Origin of the sequence: Streptomyces sp. URMC 123, from assembly GCF_051386515.1 — a bacterium.
Taxonomy (GTDB): Bacteria; Actinomycetota; Actinomycetes; order Streptomycetales; family Streptomycetaceae; genus Streptomyces.
In genome coordinates, this window is the sequence record NZ_JBPQTV010000127.1 from 1 (window position 1) to 17061 (window position 17061).

General features: G+C 73.5%; 15 protein-coding genes. 11 read left to right on the forward strand and 4 right to left on the reverse strand.

All coding sequences use genetic code 11. The features are described from left to right. Positions 1–184 precede the first annotated feature (184 nt). From ACSNOD_RS16640 to ACSNOD_RS16680, 9 genes are all read left to right on the forward strand, one after another. A complete protein-coding gene (locus ACSNOD_RS16640) occupies positions 185–1147 on the forward strand; it encodes an FKBP-type peptidyl-prolyl cis-trans isomerase (protein ID WP_436767720.1) in 963 nt (320 codons plus the stop codon). An 88-nt stretch (positions 1148–1235) separates the two neighbouring features. Further along, positions 1236–1610 (forward strand): FKBP-type peptidyl-prolyl cis-trans isomerase, encoded by a 375-nt coding sequence (locus tag ACSNOD_RS16645; protein ID WP_436767721.1) that lies wholly within the window; start codon positions 1236–1238, stop codon positions 1608–1610. 227 nt (positions 1611–1837) lie between these two features. Next, complete coding sequence (locus ACSNOD_RS16650; RefSeq protein ID WP_436767722.1) at positions 1838–2899, forward strand: helix-turn-helix transcriptional regulator; 1062 nt, start codon at positions 1838–1840, stop codon at positions 2897–2899. Between the two features lie 15 nt (positions 2900–2914). Next, positions 2915–3865, forward strand: a complete 951-nt coding sequence (locus tag ACSNOD_RS16655) for a helix-turn-helix transcriptional regulator (protein ID WP_436767723.1) — start codon at positions 2915–2917, stop codon at positions 3863–3865. Between the two features lie 60 nt (positions 3866–3925). Continuing rightward, positions 3926–4162, forward strand: coding sequence for a hypothetical protein (locus tag ACSNOD_RS16660; protein ID WP_436767724.1), 237 nt, complete (start codon positions 3926–3928; stop codon positions 4160–4162). Positions 4163–4183: 21 nt separating this feature from the next. Next, positions 4184–4390: a hypothetical protein gene (locus ACSNOD_RS16665; protein WP_436767725.1), complete on the forward strand. Its 207-nt coding sequence runs from the start codon at positions 4184–4186 to the stop codon at positions 4388–4390. 242 nt (positions 4391–4632) lie between these two features. Then, on the forward strand, positions 4633–4920 hold the full coding sequence (gene tatA, locus ACSNOD_RS16670; RefSeq protein ID WP_436767726.1) for a Sec-independent protein translocase subunit TatA: 288 nt from the start codon (positions 4633–4635) through the stop codon (positions 4918–4920). An 89-nt stretch (positions 4921–5009) separates the two neighbouring features. Then, entirely contained in the window at positions 5010–6011 is a 1002-nt protein-coding gene (gene tatC, locus ACSNOD_RS16675) for a twin-arginine translocase subunit TatC (protein ID WP_436767727.1), read from the forward strand. Positions 6012–6089: 78 nt separating this feature from the next. Next, entirely contained in the window at positions 6090–8909 is a 2820-nt protein-coding gene (locus ACSNOD_RS16680) for a DEAD/DEAH box helicase (RefSeq protein ID WP_436767728.1), read from the forward strand. On the opposite strand, the gene ACSNOD_RS16685 is transcribed toward ACSNOD_RS16680, so the two are convergent. From ACSNOD_RS16685 to ACSNOD_RS16700, 4 genes are all read right to left on the reverse strand, one after another. Then, positions 8891–10291: an ATP-binding protein gene (locus tag ACSNOD_RS16685; protein WP_436767729.1), complete on the reverse strand. Its 1401-nt coding sequence runs from the start codon at positions 10289–10291 to the stop codon at positions 8891–8893. The two genes, ACSNOD_RS16680 and ACSNOD_RS16685, sit on opposite strands and share 19 nt — an antisense overlap. Beyond that, positions 10288–10995: a hypothetical protein gene (locus tag ACSNOD_RS16690; RefSeq protein ID WP_436767730.1), complete on the reverse strand. Its 708-nt coding sequence runs from the start codon at positions 10993–10995 to the stop codon at positions 10288–10290. Before ACSNOD_RS16690 ends, ACSNOD_RS16685 begins: the two co-directional genes overlap by 4 nt. Before the next feature lie 715 nt (positions 10996–11710). Next, positions 11711–12529 (reverse strand): siderophore-interacting protein, encoded by an 819-nt coding sequence (locus ACSNOD_RS16695; protein WP_436767733.1) that lies wholly within the window; start codon positions 12527–12529, stop codon positions 11711–11713. Between the two features lie 90 nt (positions 12530–12619). Continuing rightward, a complete protein-coding gene (locus ACSNOD_RS16700; RefSeq protein WP_436767734.1) occupies positions 12620–13525 on the reverse strand; it encodes a 5'-3' exonuclease in 906 nt (301 codons plus the stop codon). Positions 13526–13857: 332 nt separating this feature from the next. On the opposite strand from ACSNOD_RS16700, the gene ACSNOD_RS16705 reads away from it, so the two are divergent. Then, entirely contained in the window at positions 13858–15147 is a 1290-nt protein-coding gene (locus ACSNOD_RS16705) for a quaternary amine ABC transporter ATP-binding protein (protein ID WP_436767731.1), read from the forward strand. Then, positions 15140–16939, forward strand: coding sequence for an ABC transporter permease/substrate binding protein (locus ACSNOD_RS16710; RefSeq protein ID WP_436767732.1), 1800 nt, complete (start codon positions 15140–15142; stop codon positions 16937–16939). Before ACSNOD_RS16705 ends, ACSNOD_RS16710 begins: the two co-directional genes overlap by 8 nt. Positions 16940–17061: the final 122 nt, after the last annotated feature.

A 17061-nucleotide genomic window follows, 5' to 3' on the forward strand; every position in this document is an offset into this window, starting at 1 on the left:
CCCCCCCCCCCGCGGCCGTGCGATGTCCAGTGGCTCCGGAGGCGTCAGGTCGTAGAGTGGCGGGCACTGCAACTGGAAGATCTCTCGAGCCCGAGTTGGACTGATGCTGCGAACTCCCGGCGGACCCTCCGCCCCCTCATCCCTCGGGGGACACCCCCGCCACCTCCGTCCCCGGACCCGGCGCGTGCGCGGCCTCGCGGCGGCGCTCACCGTGCCCGTACTGCTCTTCACCGGTGTGGCCTGCGGCTCCGACGACAAGGCGCCGGACGCCAAGGTGGAGGTCTCCGGCGGCTTCGGTGAGAAGCCGACCATCAAGGCCCCCAAGGACGCGAAGTTCGGCAAGGACCCGGTGACCGAGACCCTCACGGAGGGCAGCGGTCCGGAGGTGAAGAAGGGCGACTTCGTCCGGGTGGACTACGCCGGGCACACCGTCAAGGACGGCAAGGACGTCGTCAGCTCCTGGGTGCCGCAGAGCGGCACGCCCGCTCCGGGCCCGCGCCAGCAGACGATCTCGCAGCCGGGCAAGCCGGGCACGGGCCTGCCGCCGGACAAGGTCGTCGACACGCTGGTGGGCAAGAAGGCCGGCAGCCGCGTCCTGGTGAAGGGGACGGCGAGCGCGCTCCTCGGCGAGCAGGTCGTGCAGCGGGCCGGCCTGGAGCCGAACGACGGCATGGTGTGGGTGGTCGACGTGGTCGCCGCGAAGGCCGTCGACGCCAAGGCCGAGGCGAAGGGCGAGCAGGCGGCCGTCGAGGACGGGATGCCCGAGGTGAAGGCCGAGCCGCAGAAGGCCGCGACGATCACCGTGCCCAAGGGCGAGAAGCCGCCGACCGAGCTCAAGCAGCAGGTGCTGATCAAGGGCGACGGCCCCAAGGTCGAGGCCGGCCAGGGCCTGATCGCCCAGTACACCGGCGTGAAGTGGGAGGACGGGCAGAAGTTCGACTCCTCCTGGGACCACGGTGGCGCCACCGCGTTCCAGATCGGCACCAGCTCCGTGGTGAAGGGCTGGGACCAGGCCCTGGTCGGCAAGAACATCGGCGACCGCGTGCTGCTCGTCATTCCGCCGGACCTGGCGTACGGCGGCAGCCCGGAGCACCAGCTCGCGAAGAACACGCTGGTCTTCGTGGTGGACATTCTGGGCACGGTCTGACCGTCCCCGGCACTGTGTGATCGTCCGGACCACGGCCGTCTGAGAGACTGGCCCGGTTGTCGACACGTTTTTTCGTAGGAGATACGTCGTGAACATCGAAAAGCCCGAGATCGACTTCCCGGATGGCGAGCCGCCGGCCGACCTTGAGATCAAGGACATCTGGGTCGGTGAGGGCCGGGAGGCCAAGGCCGGGGACACCGTCTCCGTCCACTATGTCGGCGTCTCCTTCAGCACCGGCGAGGAGTTCGACGCGAGCTGGAACCGGGGCAACCCGCTGAGCTTCGAGCTCGGTGCCGGCCAGGTCATCCAGGGCTGGGACCAGGGCATCCAGGGCATGAAGGTGGGCGGCCGCCGGCGGCTCACCATCCCGGCCCACCTGGCCTACGGCGAGCGCGGCGCCGGTGGCGGCCGGATCGCCCCGGGCGAGACGCTGATCTTCGTCTGCGACCTGATGGGCCTCTGACCCCTCTCGTCCCGCGTCCCCCGGCCCGTCGGCGGGGAGCGCGCCAAGGGCCCATGCCTTCCGGTATGGGCCCTTGGCCCTTTTCGGGGCCGCCGCCCCCGGCCGGGCGCGCGCCACGCCCCACCGGGCCGCCCTCCGGCCCTGGTGGGGGCTCGCTTTTGCCGCCGTACCCCGGGGCGGTACGGTCGACGATCGAGTGGAAGAGCGAGAGAGGGCAGAGAGCGTCGATGGCGATTGCCAAGGCCGAGCGGCTGATGAATCTGGCGCTGTGTCTGCTGGGCACGAGACGGCCGCTGACCAAGCGTGAGCTGCGCGGCTCCATCGAGGCCTACCTCGAAGCGTTCGGACCGGGCAACGGCGCGGCCTTCGGGCCGGGCAGCGGTACGGCGTACGGGCCGGGCGGTGGCGGGTCCGCCGAGCCGGGGAGCGGCTCGGGCCGGAGCGGGTCCGCGACCGACGACGCCTTCAACCGCATGTTCGAGCGCGACAAGGACGATCTGCGCGAGCTCGGCCTGGTCATCGAGACCGTCGACGGCCTCGACGGCGAGACCGGTTATCTCGCCCGCCGGGACAGCAACCGGCTGCCGCCCGTCTCGCTCGACGCCGAGGAGGCCGCGGCCCTGGGGCTCGCCGCCAAGGTCTGGCAGCAGGCCCGGCTGGCCGGTGCCGCCAGCGGCGCCCTCCAGAAGCTGCGCGCCGCCGGCATGCCCCTGGCGGACGACCCGTACGCCGGCCAGAGCGCGCTGGAGCCGCGGATTCCGGTCCATGAGAGCGCCTTCGAGCCGCTGATGCTGGCCTGCCGCGACCGCCGTCCCGTCGTCTTCGACTACCGCAAGGCCACCGCAGCCCGCCCGGAGACCCGCCACGTCGAGCCCTGGGCCCTGGAGTGCTGGCGCGGCCACTGGTACCTCGCCGGCTGGGACCGCGACCGGGGCGCCGAGCGGGTCTTCCGGCTCTCCCGGATCATCGGGAAGGTCCGCTCCCGGGCCGGCGCCTACACCGCGCCCGTCCCCGACCAGGTGACCGTGCGGGAGACCGTGGAGAGCTGGGCCGGCGAGACCGCCACCGGCACCGCCCGCATCCGGCTGCGGGCCGACGCCGGCTACCCGCTGCGGGCCCGGGCGCTCGCCCAGCGGCCGGCCGGCGACGGCTGGGACGAGCTGGAGATCCCGTACGGCCACGGCCTGGACGCCTGGCTGGTGGAGTTCGGCCCGGACGTGGTCGTGCTGGAGCCCGCCGAGCTGCGGGCGGACGTGCTGGACCGGCTGCGCGCCGTGGCCAAGGGCTGAGGGGGACGAGGACCGATGGCGACCAACGCACTCGACCAGACACGCCGGATGCTGTCCCTGGTGACCTACCTCCGGGAGCGCCCCGGGGCCCGGGTCGCCGATGTGGCGCGCGCCTTCGGGATCACCGAGGAACAGCTCATCGCCGACCTCGACGTGCTCCCGCTGTGCGGCACCAGCTTCCGGGGCGGCGATCTGCTCGACATCGACACCGACGGCGACCGGATCTGGTGGCACAACCCCGACGACGTGGCGGCCCCGCTGCGGATCGCGGCGGACGAGGCCACCGCCCTGCTGGTGGCCGCCCGCGCGGTCGCCACCCTGCCCGGGCTGCGCGAGAGCGACCGACAGGCGCTGCTGCGCGCCACCGCCAAGCTGGAGGCGGCGGCCGGCGAGGCCGCGGGCGCCAGCTCCCGGCTCTCGGTCACCTTCGAGTCCGAGGGCGGGGTGTTCGCCGAGGTGGACCGGGCCATCTCGGAGCGGCGCCGACTGTGGCTGCGCTACTACTCGCCCGCGCGCGACGAGCTCACCGAACGCGAGGTGGACCCGATCCGGCTGTTCGCCGTCGGGCACACCTATATGGAGGCGTGGTGCCGGCACTCCGAGGCGCGCCGCACCTTCCGGCTGGACCGGGTCGCGGAGATCCGGCTGCTCGACGAGCGGGCCGACCCGCCGCCGGTCGAGCTGCGCGATCTCTCCGAGGGGCTGGTCCAGCCGTCGGCGGAGGACCCCGAGGTCGTGGTGGAGGTCGGCCCGGGCGGCCGCTGGGTCGCGGAGTACTACCCGCACGACAGCGCCGAGGAGCTGCCCGAGGGCGGGCTGCGCATCACCCTGCGCACCCCCGATCCGGCCTCGCTGCGCCGGCTGGCGCTGCGGCTCGGCCGGGACGGGCGGATCGTCTCGCCGCCGGAGCTCGCCGAGAGTGCCCGCCGGGCGGCCCGCGAGGCGCTCGCGGGTTACGGCGAGTGACTGACGCCGGGGCGGCGGGTACGGCAGAGTGAGAGGCGACTACGGCGAGTGAAGGGGCGGATGCGCATGGTGTCCACCGCGGTGATCTTCAAGGCGGCCTGCCCGGAGTGCCGCGGCCGGTTCGAGCTGGCCTCGGACGCCTTCCGGCTGGCCATCGGGGGCAGCAGCAGAACCACCTTCTACTCGTTCACCTGCCCCGACTGCGGATCGGTCGTGCGCAAGCCGGCGGGGGAGCGCATTGTGGAGCTCCTCGTCGGGGGCGGGGTGCGGACCCTGCGGCTGCACACCACGGTCTGACCCCGGGCTAGGCTCCTTCCCATGTTCTGGTCCATGCTCGCCGTCGCCCTCGCCTTCAGTGGCATCGCCGTCCTCGGTGTCCTCGCGGTCCGGGTCGGCATCGAAGTGCGTCGGCTCGCCCGTCAGGTGGGGGACGCCTCGCAGCGGATCACCGAGGCCGCCGAGGAGCTGGAGCGGGCCGCGACCCCGCTCGCCGCCCGCGGCGGCCGGGTGCCGCGCCAGGACTGACGCGAACAGGCCTGGCGAAGCCCGGCGAACGGTGTCCGGAGCTCCTGCCTCGCACAAGCGGGCGGTACGCTGCTGTCAGCGGCCCCGAGAGCGAGGCGAAGGGCCGCTGACGGGAGTACGCACAGGGATTGCCCTGCGTTCACCCCTGCGCGTTACGATCGCTGACAGAACGGCAGTCGGACGCATGTCCGACGAGTCGGACAGTCCACCCCCATGCCGCCTCGGTGAGAAGGTAAACGCATATGTTCGGAAGGCTTGGCGCCCCCGAGATCATTCTCATTCTCGTCGTCATCATCCTGCTGTTCGGCGCGAAGAAGCTTCCGGACATGGCCCGTTCCCTCGGCAAGTCCGCCCGCATCCTCAAGAGCGAGGCCAAGGCGATGAAGTCGGAGGGCAACCAGCCGGCTCCGGCGGACCCGCCGGCCGACGCCAACGGCCAGACGCCGCCCCGCACCATTCAGGCCGCTCCCGGCGATGTCACCAGCTCGCGCCCGGTGACCGAGCCGACGGATCGTACGACGCAGCGCTGACCGTAGGATTTCCAGCGCTGATCCAGGGCCCGAAGCAGGTGGCGGGCCGCTCTCGGCTGTCCGCCTGCCGCACGAGATGAGGACGTGGGTTGCTCAAGTCTGCCCGCAAGCAGGAGAAGAACCCCGAGGGGCGGATGCCGCTCGCGGAGCACCTGCGCGAACTGCGCAACCGGCTGGCGAAGGCCATGCTGGCGATCCTGCTCGGCATGGTCGTCTGCGCCTTCTTCTACCGCGAGATCATCAATCTCTTCACCGACCCGGTGCTGCACGCGGTCGGCTGTGACAAGTCCTTCATCGAGCTGACGAAGGAGCCCAAGGACGCGCGGTGCGCCAACATCGCGATCACGAGCTTCCTCGGCCCCTTCACCCTCATGCTGAAGGTCTCGCTGATGGCCGGCTTCATCGTCTCGGCGCCGGTCTGGCTCTACCAGCTGTGGGCCTTCCTCGCCCCCGGCCTGCACCGGAACGAGAAGCGCTACACCCTCAGCTTCGTCGCCGCGGGCTTCCCGCTCTTCCTCGGTGGCGGCTTCATCGCCTACAAGGTGCTGCCGACCACCGCCGAGGTCCTCATCTCCTTCACCCCCGACGGCGTCGAGAACCTGATGCCGCTGGACGAGCTGCTCGACATCGTGACCCGCATGGTCGTGGTGTTCGGACTGGCGTTCGAGCTGCCGCTGCTGCTGGTGCTGCTCAACTTCGGCGGGGTGATCAGCGGCAAGCGCATGCTCGGCTGGTGGCGCGGCATGATCATGAGCATCACGATCTTCGCCGCCGTCGCCACCCCCAGCACCGAGCCGGTGACCATGCTGGCGCTCGCGGTGCCGATCTGGGTGCTCTACTTCGTCGCCACGATCATCGCGCTGCTCAACGACTCCCGCCGCCGCGCCCGGGACGCCGCCGGACCCGCCGACGACGAGGCGTCCGAGCTCGATCTGACCCCGGCGCCCCTCGACGGGATCGAGCCGGTCTCCGCGGCCCCCGCCCTGTCGGACCGAGGCGTCGCCGCCCTCCCCGAACAGCAGTCGCAGCAGAACAGGGACGGCCGCGGGCCCTCCGTGCCACCGCGCGGCGGCTTCGACGACGCCACGTGAGCACCCCCGGGGCCCAGGGGCGGCCCCGGGGTAAAGATCGGTGCGCTGTCACACGCGCCGGGTAGGCTCGTAAGCACGATGACCGAGGACATGTCCCCTGCTGAGCGCTATGCCGCGGCCCGCATCCGGGCCGCCGAGCAGGCCACCGCGCTCGCCCCCTTCCGCGAGATGTACGACTTCGAGCTGGACCCCTTCCAGATCGAGGCGTGCCAGGCCCTCGAAGCCGGAAAGGGCGTGCTCGTCGCCGCCCCCACCGGCTCCGGCAAGACCATTGTGGGAGAGTTCGCCGTCCACCTGGCCCTGACCCAGGGCCGCAAGTGCTTCTACACCACCCCGATCAAGGCGCTGTCGAACCAGAAGTACAGCGATCTCGTCAAGCGCTACGGCGCCGCCAAGGTCGGCCTGCTGACCGGCGACAACAGCGTCAACTCCGAGGCTCCCGTGGTCGTGATGACCACCGAGGTGCTGCGGAACATGCTCTACGCCGGCTCCCAGTCGCTGATCGGCCTGGGCTACGTCGTGATGGACGAGGTGCACTACCTCTCCGACCGCTTCCGCGGCGCGGTCTGGGAGGAGGTCATCATCCACCTCCCGGAGTCGGTGACCCTGGTCTCCCTCTCCGCCACCGTCTCCAACGCCGAGGAGTTCGGCGACTGGCTGGACACCGTCCGCGGCGACACCGAGGTCATCGTCTCCGAGCACCGCCCCGTGCCGCTGTGGCAGCACGTGCTCGCCGGGCGCCGGATGTACGACCTGTTCGAGGAGAAGTCCTCCGGCCCCGGCGCCGGCAGACGCGAGGTCAACCCCGATCTGCTGCGGCTGGCGCGGATGGAGAACAGCCGCCCGTTCGGCGGGCGCGACCGGCGGCGCGGCAAGCCCCTGCGGGAGGCCGACCGCGAGCGCGAGCGGCGCCAGCGCAGCCGGATCTGGACGCCGAGCCGGGTGGAGGTCATCGAGCGGCTCGACGCCGAGGGGCTGCTCCCCGCGATCACCTTCATCTTCAGCCGGGCCGGCTGCGACGCCGCCGTGCAGCAGTGCCTCTACGCGGGCCTGCGGCTCAACGACGCCGACGCCCAGGCCGAGGTGCGCGCCCTGGTCGAGGAGCGCACCGCCTCCATCCCCCAGGAGGACCTCAACGTCCTGGGCTACTACGAGTGGCTGGAGGGCCTGGAGCGGGGCATCGCCGCCCACCACGCGGGCATGCTGCCGACCTTCAAGGAGGTCGTCGAGGAGCTGTTCGTCCGCGGCCTGGTGAAGGCCGTGTTCGCCACCGAGACCCTGGCGCTGGGCATCAACATGCCCGCCCGCTCGGTGGTGTTGGAGAAGCTCGTCAAGTGGAACGGCGAGACCCACGCCGACATCACGCCCGGCGAGTACACCCAGTTGACCGGCCGCGCCGGCCGCCGCGGCATCGACGTCGAGGGCCACGCGGTGGTGCTTTGGCAGCGGGCCATGGACCCGGCCGCGCTGGCCGGTCTCGCCGGCACCCGCACTTACCCCCTGCGCTCCTCCTTCAAGCCGTCGTACAACATGGCGGTCAACCTCGTCGCCCAGTTCGGCCGGCACCGCTCGCGCGAACTGCTGGAGACCTCGTTCGCGCAGTTCCAGGCCGACCGCTCGGTGGTCGGCATCTCCCGCCAGGTGCAGCGCAACGAGGAGGGCCTGGAGGGCTTCGCCGCCGCCATGACCTGCCACCTCGGCGACTTCGAGGAGTACGCCCGGCTGCGCCGCGACCTCAAGGACCGCGAGACCGAGCTGGCCAAGCAGGGCGCGATGCAGCGCCGGGCCGCGGCCGCCACCGCGCTGGAGCGGCTCAAGCCGGGCGATGTGATCCACGTGCCCACCGGCAAGTACGCCGGCCTCGCCCTCGTCCTGGACCCCGGGCTGCCCGCCGGGCGCACCAACGGCCACCGCGGCTTCGAGTACCACGACGGGCCGCGCCCGCTGGTGCTCACCGCCGAACGGCAGGTCAAGCGGCTCGCGTCGATGGACTTCCCGGTGCCGGTCGAGCCGCTGGAGCGGCTGCGCATCCCCAAGTCCTTCAACCCGCGCAGCCCCCAGTCCCGCCGCGACCTGGCCTCGACGCTGCGCACCAAGGCGGGCCACCACGAGCCCCGGCGGCCGCGCAAGGAGCGCTCCGCCGCCGCCGACGACACCGAGCTCGCCCGGCTGCGCGCCGAGATCCGCCGGCACCCCTGCCATGGCTGCGACGAGCGGGAGGACCACGCCCGCTGGGCCGAGCGCTACCACCGGCTGCTGCGCGACACCCGCCAGCTGGAGCGCCGGATCGAGGGGCGGACCAACACCATCGCCCGCACGTTCGACCGCGTCTACGCCCTCCTGTCCGACCTCGGCTATCTCCGCGGTGACGAGGTCACCGACGACGGGCGCCGCCTGGGCCGGCTCTACGGCGAGCTGGACCTGCTGGCCTCCGAGTGCCTGCGCGAGGGCGTCTGGGACGACCTCAAGCCCGCCGAGCTGGCGGCCTGCGCCTCGGCGCTGGTCTACGAGGCCAGGACCGCCGACGACGCCGTGCCGCCCAAGCTGCCGACCGGCGCCGCCAAGGAGGCGCTGGCCGAGATGGTCCGCATCTGGGGCCGGCTGGACGCGAAGGAGGAGGAGCACCGGATCAACCAGGTCGAGGGCGTCGGCCAGCGCGAGCCCGACCTCGGCTTCGCCTGGGCCGTCCACCGCTGGGCCTCCGGCCACGGCCTGGACGCGGTGCTGCGCGACGTGGAGATGCCGGCGGGCGACTTCGTGCGCTGGTGCAAGCAGGTCATCGACGTGCTGGGGCAGCTCGCGGAGGCGGCGCCCGAGGGGAGCCCGGTGCGCAGGACGGCGCGCAGGGCCGTCGACGGCGTGCTGCGGGGCGTGGTCGCCTACTCCTCGGTGGGCTGACGGCCCCGCGGGTCGGCGGGCCGGTGACCCTGCGGGTCGGCGGGCCGGTGACCCTGCGGGTCGGCGGGCCGGTGACCCTGCGGGTCGGTGGGCTGGGGGCCCCGCGGGTCGGTGGGCCGACCGCCCCGCTCGGGCAGGCGCAGGATCGCGCGGGCGCCGCCGGACTCCGCGTTCTCCAGCCGCAGCTCGACGCCGAGCACCTGGGCCTGTCCGGCGGCGATCGTCAGACCCAGCCCATGGCTCCCGCCGCGCCCCGGCGCCCGGGTCCTGAACCGCTGCGGCCCATGGCGCAGCAGCTCCTCGGGGAAGCCGGGGCCGTGGTCGCGCACCTCCACCACCGGCGCGTCCACGGTCACCTCGACCGGCGGCGCGCCGTGCCGGTGCGCGTTGACGATCAGATTCGCCAGCACCCGGTCGAGCCGGCGCCGGTCGGTCTCCACCACCGCGTCCCGGACCACCCGGACCTCGGCCGGCAGCCCCGTACCGGCCGCCGCCCGCTCCACGAGCGGGCCCAGCTCGTACGCGTCCGGCTCCGCCCGCTCCACGCCCGCGTCCAGCCGCGAGATCTCCAGCAGGTCCTCGGTGAGCCGGTGCAGCGCCCGCAGCCGGTCGTTGATCATCTCCTTGGGGCGGCCCTCGGGCAGCAGCCCGGCGGAGGCGAGCAGGCCGCTCAGCGGGGTGCGCAGCTCATGGGCGACATCCGCGGTGAAGCGCTGCTCGGCGCGCAGCCGCTCCTGGAGCGACTCGGCCATGGAGTCCAGGGCGGCGGCCACGTCGGCCACCTCGTCGCGGCCCGCGCCCCGCCCGCGCACCCCGGTCCGGGCGTCCAGGTCGCCGGCGCTGATCCGGCGCGCCACCTCGGCGGTCCTCGTCAGCCGGCGGCTGACCCGCAGGGCGAGGAAGAAGCCGGCCAGGGAGACGGTGCCGGCGGCGAGCGCGGCGGAGCCCAGGATCGCCGTGTCCAGATGGTTCAGCGACGCCCGTACGCCCCCGTACCCGTGCCAGGCGCCCATCACCCGGTCGCCGGCCGGTGCGGCGGCCCACATCACCGCGCGGCCCTCCCGGTGGCCCACCATCGTGCCGCGCTCGCCCCGGCGGACCAGCTCCCGCAGCTCGGCCGGGAGCTCAGGCGGGTCCAGCTCGGCGTCCAGGTCCCTCGGGGGCGAGCCGTAGGCGAATTCGTTGAGGGCGTCGTCCAGGATGTGCCGGGTCTCCTTGCGCACCTGCTCGACGGTCTGGTGGGCCACCACGTTGTGCACCAGGACGCCCAGCACGGCGGCGACCGCGCAGCACACGGCGGTGATCGTCGCGGCGATCTCCCAGCGGAGGGTGCTGGCCCACACGGGCCGGCGCGGGCGGAGACCGGCGCGCGGCCGACTCACGGCCGCTCCGGGGAGGGCGGCGGGGTGGGCGGCGGCCGGCGCTCGTCGAGCACCATCGACTCGAGCACCATGGTGCGGCCGTCCCACAGGTAGTCGCTGGCGCTGACGTACCGGGGGTCGGTGGTCGGCTCGCGGGTGGTCAGATGGCCGGCGGCGACCTCGACCCCGACGAGCGCGGCCCGCACCGCGAGCACGCGGGTGACCACCTGGTCCTTCACGGTGTAGACGCGCAGCTCGGTGTGGCGCCCGCCGGTGTCGACGGCGGCGATCAGCTCGTGCTTGCCGTTCTCCGTGAGGTCGTAGTACGCGGGCGGGCGCACGGGGCAGTCCCGCGTGCCGCAGGTGGCCAGTCGCTCGGCCGCGCCGGCGTCGACCAGCCGGCCCGAGCGGCCGTCCTGCCGGCTCTGCGCGCGGACGTCGGCCTTGACCACGGCGAGGGCGTCGGCGTCGCGCATGTCGCCCGAGGGGACCTTGGGGACGCCGGGGACGGGGGCGTCCTGGCTCGGGTGCCGGTCGCCCTCCGGCGGGGCGGGGGTGGCCTCCGGCCACAGGGGCCGCGGCGGGTCGACGCGCTCGGCGGGGCCGTCGCTGTGCGCGCCCTCGAAGCGGGCGCACCCGGCGCCGGCCGCGAGGGCGGCGGCGAGCAGCAGGGCGGCGCCGCGGTGGGCGCGGTGGGCGCGCCGGGGTGTCGGGCGTGGTCGCACGCGAGATCACCGCCTCACCGTCAGGGGTGCGCGGTTCCACTATGGGCGCGCCCGACGCCCCCCGCCTTCCGGCGCCGCCCCGAGGGGGCAGCGCCGGGGTGTCTCGGCCCCCGCCCCGCGGGCCGGACCGTTTGGCCCGGGGGCCGGGCCCCAGGGCGCGGTGGGCACCGCGCCGATCGCGCGCGGCGCGGGTTGGCCCCGCGCGGGCCGGGGTTTCGCTCCGGGGCGGGCCCCGGGCCGCGGATCGGGCGCGCGGCGCAGGGCGCGGGCTGGCCCCACGCGGGGCGGGGCACCGGTCCGGGACGGTCCCGGGCGGGCCGGGGGCCTGTCCGAGGGGCGCTCGACGTCGGTCAGCGGTCCAGCCGCCGGGGGATGTCTCGCGTGTGGCCGGGACTCTCGCGCCGGGGGCTCGTCCGGCCAGCGTGGCCGAGCCGCGAGTCGGGCTCTCGGCGCGGGCTGCCGAGCCGTGGGGCGGTCAGCTCTGGTCAGTGGCCCTGGGCCCGGGGGTGGCGAGGGGCGGGCCGCCTTTCGGCGGGGTTCGCCGGCGGCAGCGCGGGGCGGTCCTTGAAGCCGGAGACCGGACCCGGGCCGCTCAGCCCCGGGCAGTGGTTCGGGATCGCTGCCCGGGGGTCGGGGACGCGGGGCGGTCGGGCCGCCTCGGGCCCCGAGGCGAGGGCCTGCGCGGGGTCACGGCCGGGCTTCGTACGGGGGCGGGTCAGGCGACCGGCGTGTGTTCCTGTTCCGCTTCCACCGTCGCGTTCCACTCCTGCTTGGACGCCTGCCAGCCGTCCTCGTCGTGGCCCTGGCGCCAGTAGCCGGAGATCGACAGGCGCTCGCGCGGCACGCCGCGGTCGAGGCGCAGGTGGCGGCGGAGCTCCTTCACGAAGCCCGCCTCGCCGTGCACGAAGGCGTGCACGTCGCCGGGCGGGAAGTCCAGCGCCGTGACCGCGGCGACCAGGGCCTCGCCGACCGGCGCGCCGTCCCGGTGGAGCCACTCCACCCGGGCGCCGGGCGGGGCGGTCAGCTCCTGCCGCTCCTCGGCCCCGGCCACCTCCAGATACGCGTACACCGGCACGCCCGCCGGCATCCGCTCCAGCGCCGCGGCGATGGCCGGCAGCGCGCTCTCGTCGCCCACGAGCAGGTGCCAGTCCGCGGCCGGGTCGGGGGAGTAGGCGCCGCCCGGGCCGAGGAAGAGCACCTCCTCGCCGGGCCGCGCGCCGCGCGCCCAGGGGCCGGCCAGCCCCTCGTCGCCGTGGACGACGAAGTCCACGGTGAGCAGCCGCGCCTCGGCGTCCCAGCTCCGCACGGTGTACGTGCGCATCGCGGGCCACGCCTCGCGCGGCAGGTCGCGGCGGACGACCTCCATGTCGAACGGCTCGGGGTAGGTGACGCCCGGCACGCGGAAGAGCAGCTTGATGTAGTGGTCGGTGTGCTCGCCGGCGGTGAAGGCGGCCAGGCCCTCCCCGCCCAGCACCAGCCGCACCATGTGCGGCGTCAGCCGCTCCGTGCTCACCACCTCGGCCCGATGGAGCATGGGCTTGCGACGTGCCGGACGCTCCGTACGCTCTGCCACGGAAGGCCTCCCCAGAAGTCCGCAATAGTTAGGATTACCTAACCTAACAGGTCACCCCGGGAGAACGGACAGCAGTCGCTGGAGCGAGCTCCCCAGCCCCCACCGGGCGGCGAGCGCGTCCAGTTCCTCGGGGCGGCGCGGACCGGCCGGCAGCGCCGGGTCGAACTCCGGCAGCGGCACGTCCGCCGCCACCCGGACGACGGCGGGCGCCACCGCCACGTACGCCCGCGCCTCGTCCAGCCGCTTGCGCTGGGACGGCGTGAGCGCGGAGGACGGGTCGTCCACGGCGGCCATGATCCCCGCGAGGTCCCCGAAGGCGGCCAGCAGCTTGGCGGCCGTCTTCTCGCCGATGCCGGGCACCCCCGGCAGCCCGTCGCTGGGGTCGCCCCGCAGCAGGGCGAGATCGGCGTACCCCGAGCCGTCCACCCCGTACTTCTCGCGCAGCGCCGCCTCGTCGACGAGCTGGAGCGTGCCCACGCCCTTGACCGGGTAGAGCACCCGGGCCGCACGCGCGTCGCTCACCAGCTGGAACAGATCGCGGTCGCCGGTGACGATGTCCACCGGCCCGGTAGCCCGGCCGGCGAGGGTGCCGATCACATCGTCCGCCTCGTACCCCGCCACGCCCACCCGGGCGATGCCGACCGCGTCGAGCACCGCCTCGATCACCGGCACCTGCGGGGACAGCGTGTCGGGGACCTCCTCCTCGTCCGTGCCGCCCGGCACCTCCTCGGCCACCCGGTGCGCCTTGTAACTCGGGATCAGATCCACCCGCCACTGGGGGCGCCAGTCGGCGTCCATGCACGCCACCAGCTCGTCCGGGCGGTGGTCCTGGACGAGCCGGGCGATGAAGTCGAGCAGCCCGCGCACCGCGTTCACGGGGGTGCCGTCGGGGGCCCGGACCGAGTCCGGCACCCCGAAGTAGGCGCGGAAGTACAGGGAAGCGGTGTCGAGGAGCATCAGGCGTCGCGTCACACGGCGATGATGCCGCACCCCACCGACAACGGGCGGCACCCCACCACCGCACGCCGCACGCCGTCACGCACCGCACCCCACCGCCGCGCACCGCACGCCACCACCGCCACACGTGAACTGGCTCACAAGACGGTTTGTGCTCGGACACTCCGGGCAGGCGCGCGCCTTGGAGCGAATCCGGCAGGAGTCTCTCGCGTCGTCCACGGCACCCGTGGCCGCCCGGAGCCCCACCGGTCGCGGGCCGACCCCGCGCCGCTCCGGCGACCTGTCAGGCGGGGGCGACGGGTCGCCTTTTCCGTGCGAACCGAGAGGTGTATGTGTCCAGGCTGCAAGCCGAGCATCTGTACAAGGTGTTCGGGCGACGACCCGATGAGGCGGTGCGACGGCTCCAGGACGGCGCCGACCGCGCCGACCTGAGAGCCGACGGCACCACCGCCGCGGTGATCGACGCCTCGTTCACCGTGGAGGCCGGCGAGATCTTCGTCGTCATGGGCCTCTCGGGCTCGGGCAAGTCGACCCTGCTGCGGATGCTCAACGGACTGCTGGAGCCCACCGCGGGACGGGTCCTCTTCGACGGCCAGGACCTCACCGCCCTGACGCCGCGTGAACTGCGCGCCGTCCGCTCCCGCAAGATCAGCATGGTGTTCCAGCACTTCGCGCTCTTCCCGCACCGCAGCGTGCTGGAGAACGCCGCCTACGGCCTGGAGGTGCAGGGCGTACCGCGCCCCGACCGCGAGCGCCGTGCCACCGAGGCCCTGGAGCTGGCCGGGCTCAAGGGCTGGGAGGACTCCTGGCCCGACGAGCTGTCCGGCGGCATGCAGCAGCGCGTGGGCTTGGCCCGCGCGCTGGCCACCGACGCCGATCTGCTGCTCATGGACGAGTCCTTCAGCGCCCTCGACCCACTGATCCGCCGCGACATGCAGGACCAGCTCCTGGAACTGCAGCGCCGGCTGAAGAAGACCATCGTCTTCATCACCCACGACCTCAACGAGGCCATGCGCCTGGGCGACCGGATCGCCGTGATGCGCGACGGCCGGATCGTGCAGAACGGCACCGCAGAGGACATCCTCGTCCGGCCGGCCAACGACTACGTGGCCTCCTTCATCCAGGACGTGGACCGCTCACGCGTTCTGACGGCCGGCTCCATCATGGCCGAGCCGAGCACCGTACTGAGCGAGACGGCCGGGGAGGACGGCGCGCCGCGCACCGTAGGGGAGATGCTCGCCGCGGCGCCCGCCACGGTCAGCGCGGACACCCCGCTCGCCGACCTGCTCGCCCCCGCGGCGAGCTGTACGGCCGCGGTCGCGGTCACCGACGGCGACGGCGACCTCGTGGGCGTGGTGGACCGCGACGCGCTGCTCACCGCGCTCGCCGTCACGCACGACGAGCACGACGAGCACGAGGACGGGCGGGGCTCCACGAACGCCGAGCCCCCCGCGAACACCACGAACGCCGAGCCCCCCATGAACACCGCGAAAACCGCCGCCCCCGCCGACACCACGAAGGCCGAGGACCCCAACGGCCCCAAGGGCGCCGCCGACACCGCGAGCGGCGCGGGCACCACCACGAGCCGCGGACACGACGACAAGGCGGCCGCCCGTGCCTGAGCTCTCCATCGGTACCCACGTCGAACGCGCCGTCGACTGGCTCCAGTCCCACCTCGGCCCCGTCTTCGACGGCGTCAACACCGTGCTGACCGGCATGTACGACGGCGTGAACGGCGTGCTCGGCGCGCCCGGACCGCTGCTGATGGCCGGCATCCTCGCTGTGATCGCCTGCTGGCTGCGCGGTCTCCTCGCCGGCGTGCTCGCCTTCGCCGGCTTCGCCGTCATCGACTCCGTCGGCCTCTGGTCCGAGGCGATGTCCACGCTGTCGCTCGTGCTCGTCGCCAGCGTCATCACCCTGGCCGTCGCCATCCCGCTGGGCATCTGGGCCGCGCGCAGCAAGGCCGTCTCCGCCGTACTGCGCCCGGTGCTCGACTTCATGCAGACCATGCCGGCCTTCGTCTACCTGATCCCCGGCGTGGTCTTCTTCAGCATCGGCGTCACCCCCGGCCTGGTGGCCACCATCATCTTCTCGATGCCGCCCGGCGTCCGGATGACCGAGCACGGCATCCGGCAGGTCGACGGCGAACTGGTCGAGGCCGCCCAGGCCTTCGGCACCAGCGAGCGGGCCACCCTGCTGCGGGTCCAGCTCCCGCTCGCCCTGCCCACCGTGATGGCCGGCGTCAACCAGGTCATCATGCTCGGCCTGTCCATGGTCGTCATCGCGGGCATGGCCGGCGCGGGCGGCCTCGGCGCGGCCGTGTACGACGCCGTCACCCGCGTCAACATCGGCCCCGGCTTCGAGAGCGGCCTGGCTGTCGTCATCCTCGCCATGTACCTGGACCGGATGACCGGCGCCCTCAACCAGCGGGTCTCCCCGCTCGGCCGGCGGGCCATGGCCAGGGCGCGCTCCGCCGCGGGCGGCGTCAAGGCGCTCAACTACCGCCCCGGCACGGCCGTCGCCGTCGTCGGCGTCGTGGTGCTCGCGCTGATCTCCACCGGGATGAACCTCACCGCCGGCGGCGGCTCCCGGGGCCTTGACGGCCCGGACGTCGGCAAGGGCAAGCGCCTCGACATCGGCTACATCCCCTGGGACGAGGGCATCGCCTCCACCTACCTCTGGAAGGAGATGCTGGAGCGCCGCGGCTACAAGCCCGACCTCAAGCAGCTGGACCCGGGCCCGCTCTACACCGCCCTGGCGGAGGACAAGCTCGACTTCCAGCTCGACTCCTGGCTGCCCACCACGCACAAGGAGTACTGGGACCGGTACGGCGACCGGCTGAACGACCTCGGCTCCTGGTACGGCCCGACCTCCCTGGAGCTGACGGTGCCGTCCTATGTGGAGGGCGTCGACTCGCTGGAGGATCTCAAGGGCAAGGGCGGCACGTTCAAGGGCAAGATCATCGGCATTGAGTCCAGCGCCGGGATGATGGGCACGCTCAACTCGTCCGTCCTCGAACAGTACGGGCTGAAGGGTGAGTACGAGGTGGTCTCCTCCAGCACCTCCACCATGCTCGCCGAGCTCAAGCGGTCGATGGACCGCAAGGAGCCGGTGGTCGTCACGCTGTGGTCCCCGCACTGGGCCTACAGCAAGTACGACCTGAAGAAGCTCGCCGACCCCAAGGGGGCCTGGGGCAAGGGCGACGAGGTGCACACCGTCGCGGCCAAGAGCTTCGCCGCCGACGAACCCACGGTCGCCGGCTGGCTGAAGAACTTCAGGATGTCGGAGAAGGAGCTCACCGGCCTGGAGAAGGAAATCCAGGACGCGGGCAAGGGCAAGGAGCAGCAGGCCGTCCGCGCCTGGCTCGACGACCACCCCGACGCGCTCGACCGATGGGCGCCCGTGCCCTCGTGACACGCGTGCTCCCGTAGCGGGAGTGCCGCTCGGAGGAGCGGGCTCCCGGCGCGAGGGTGCCGCCGCCCGTTCCCGGAGGGCGGCGGCACCCGCGGGGGGGGGGGGGGGGGGGGGGGGGGGGG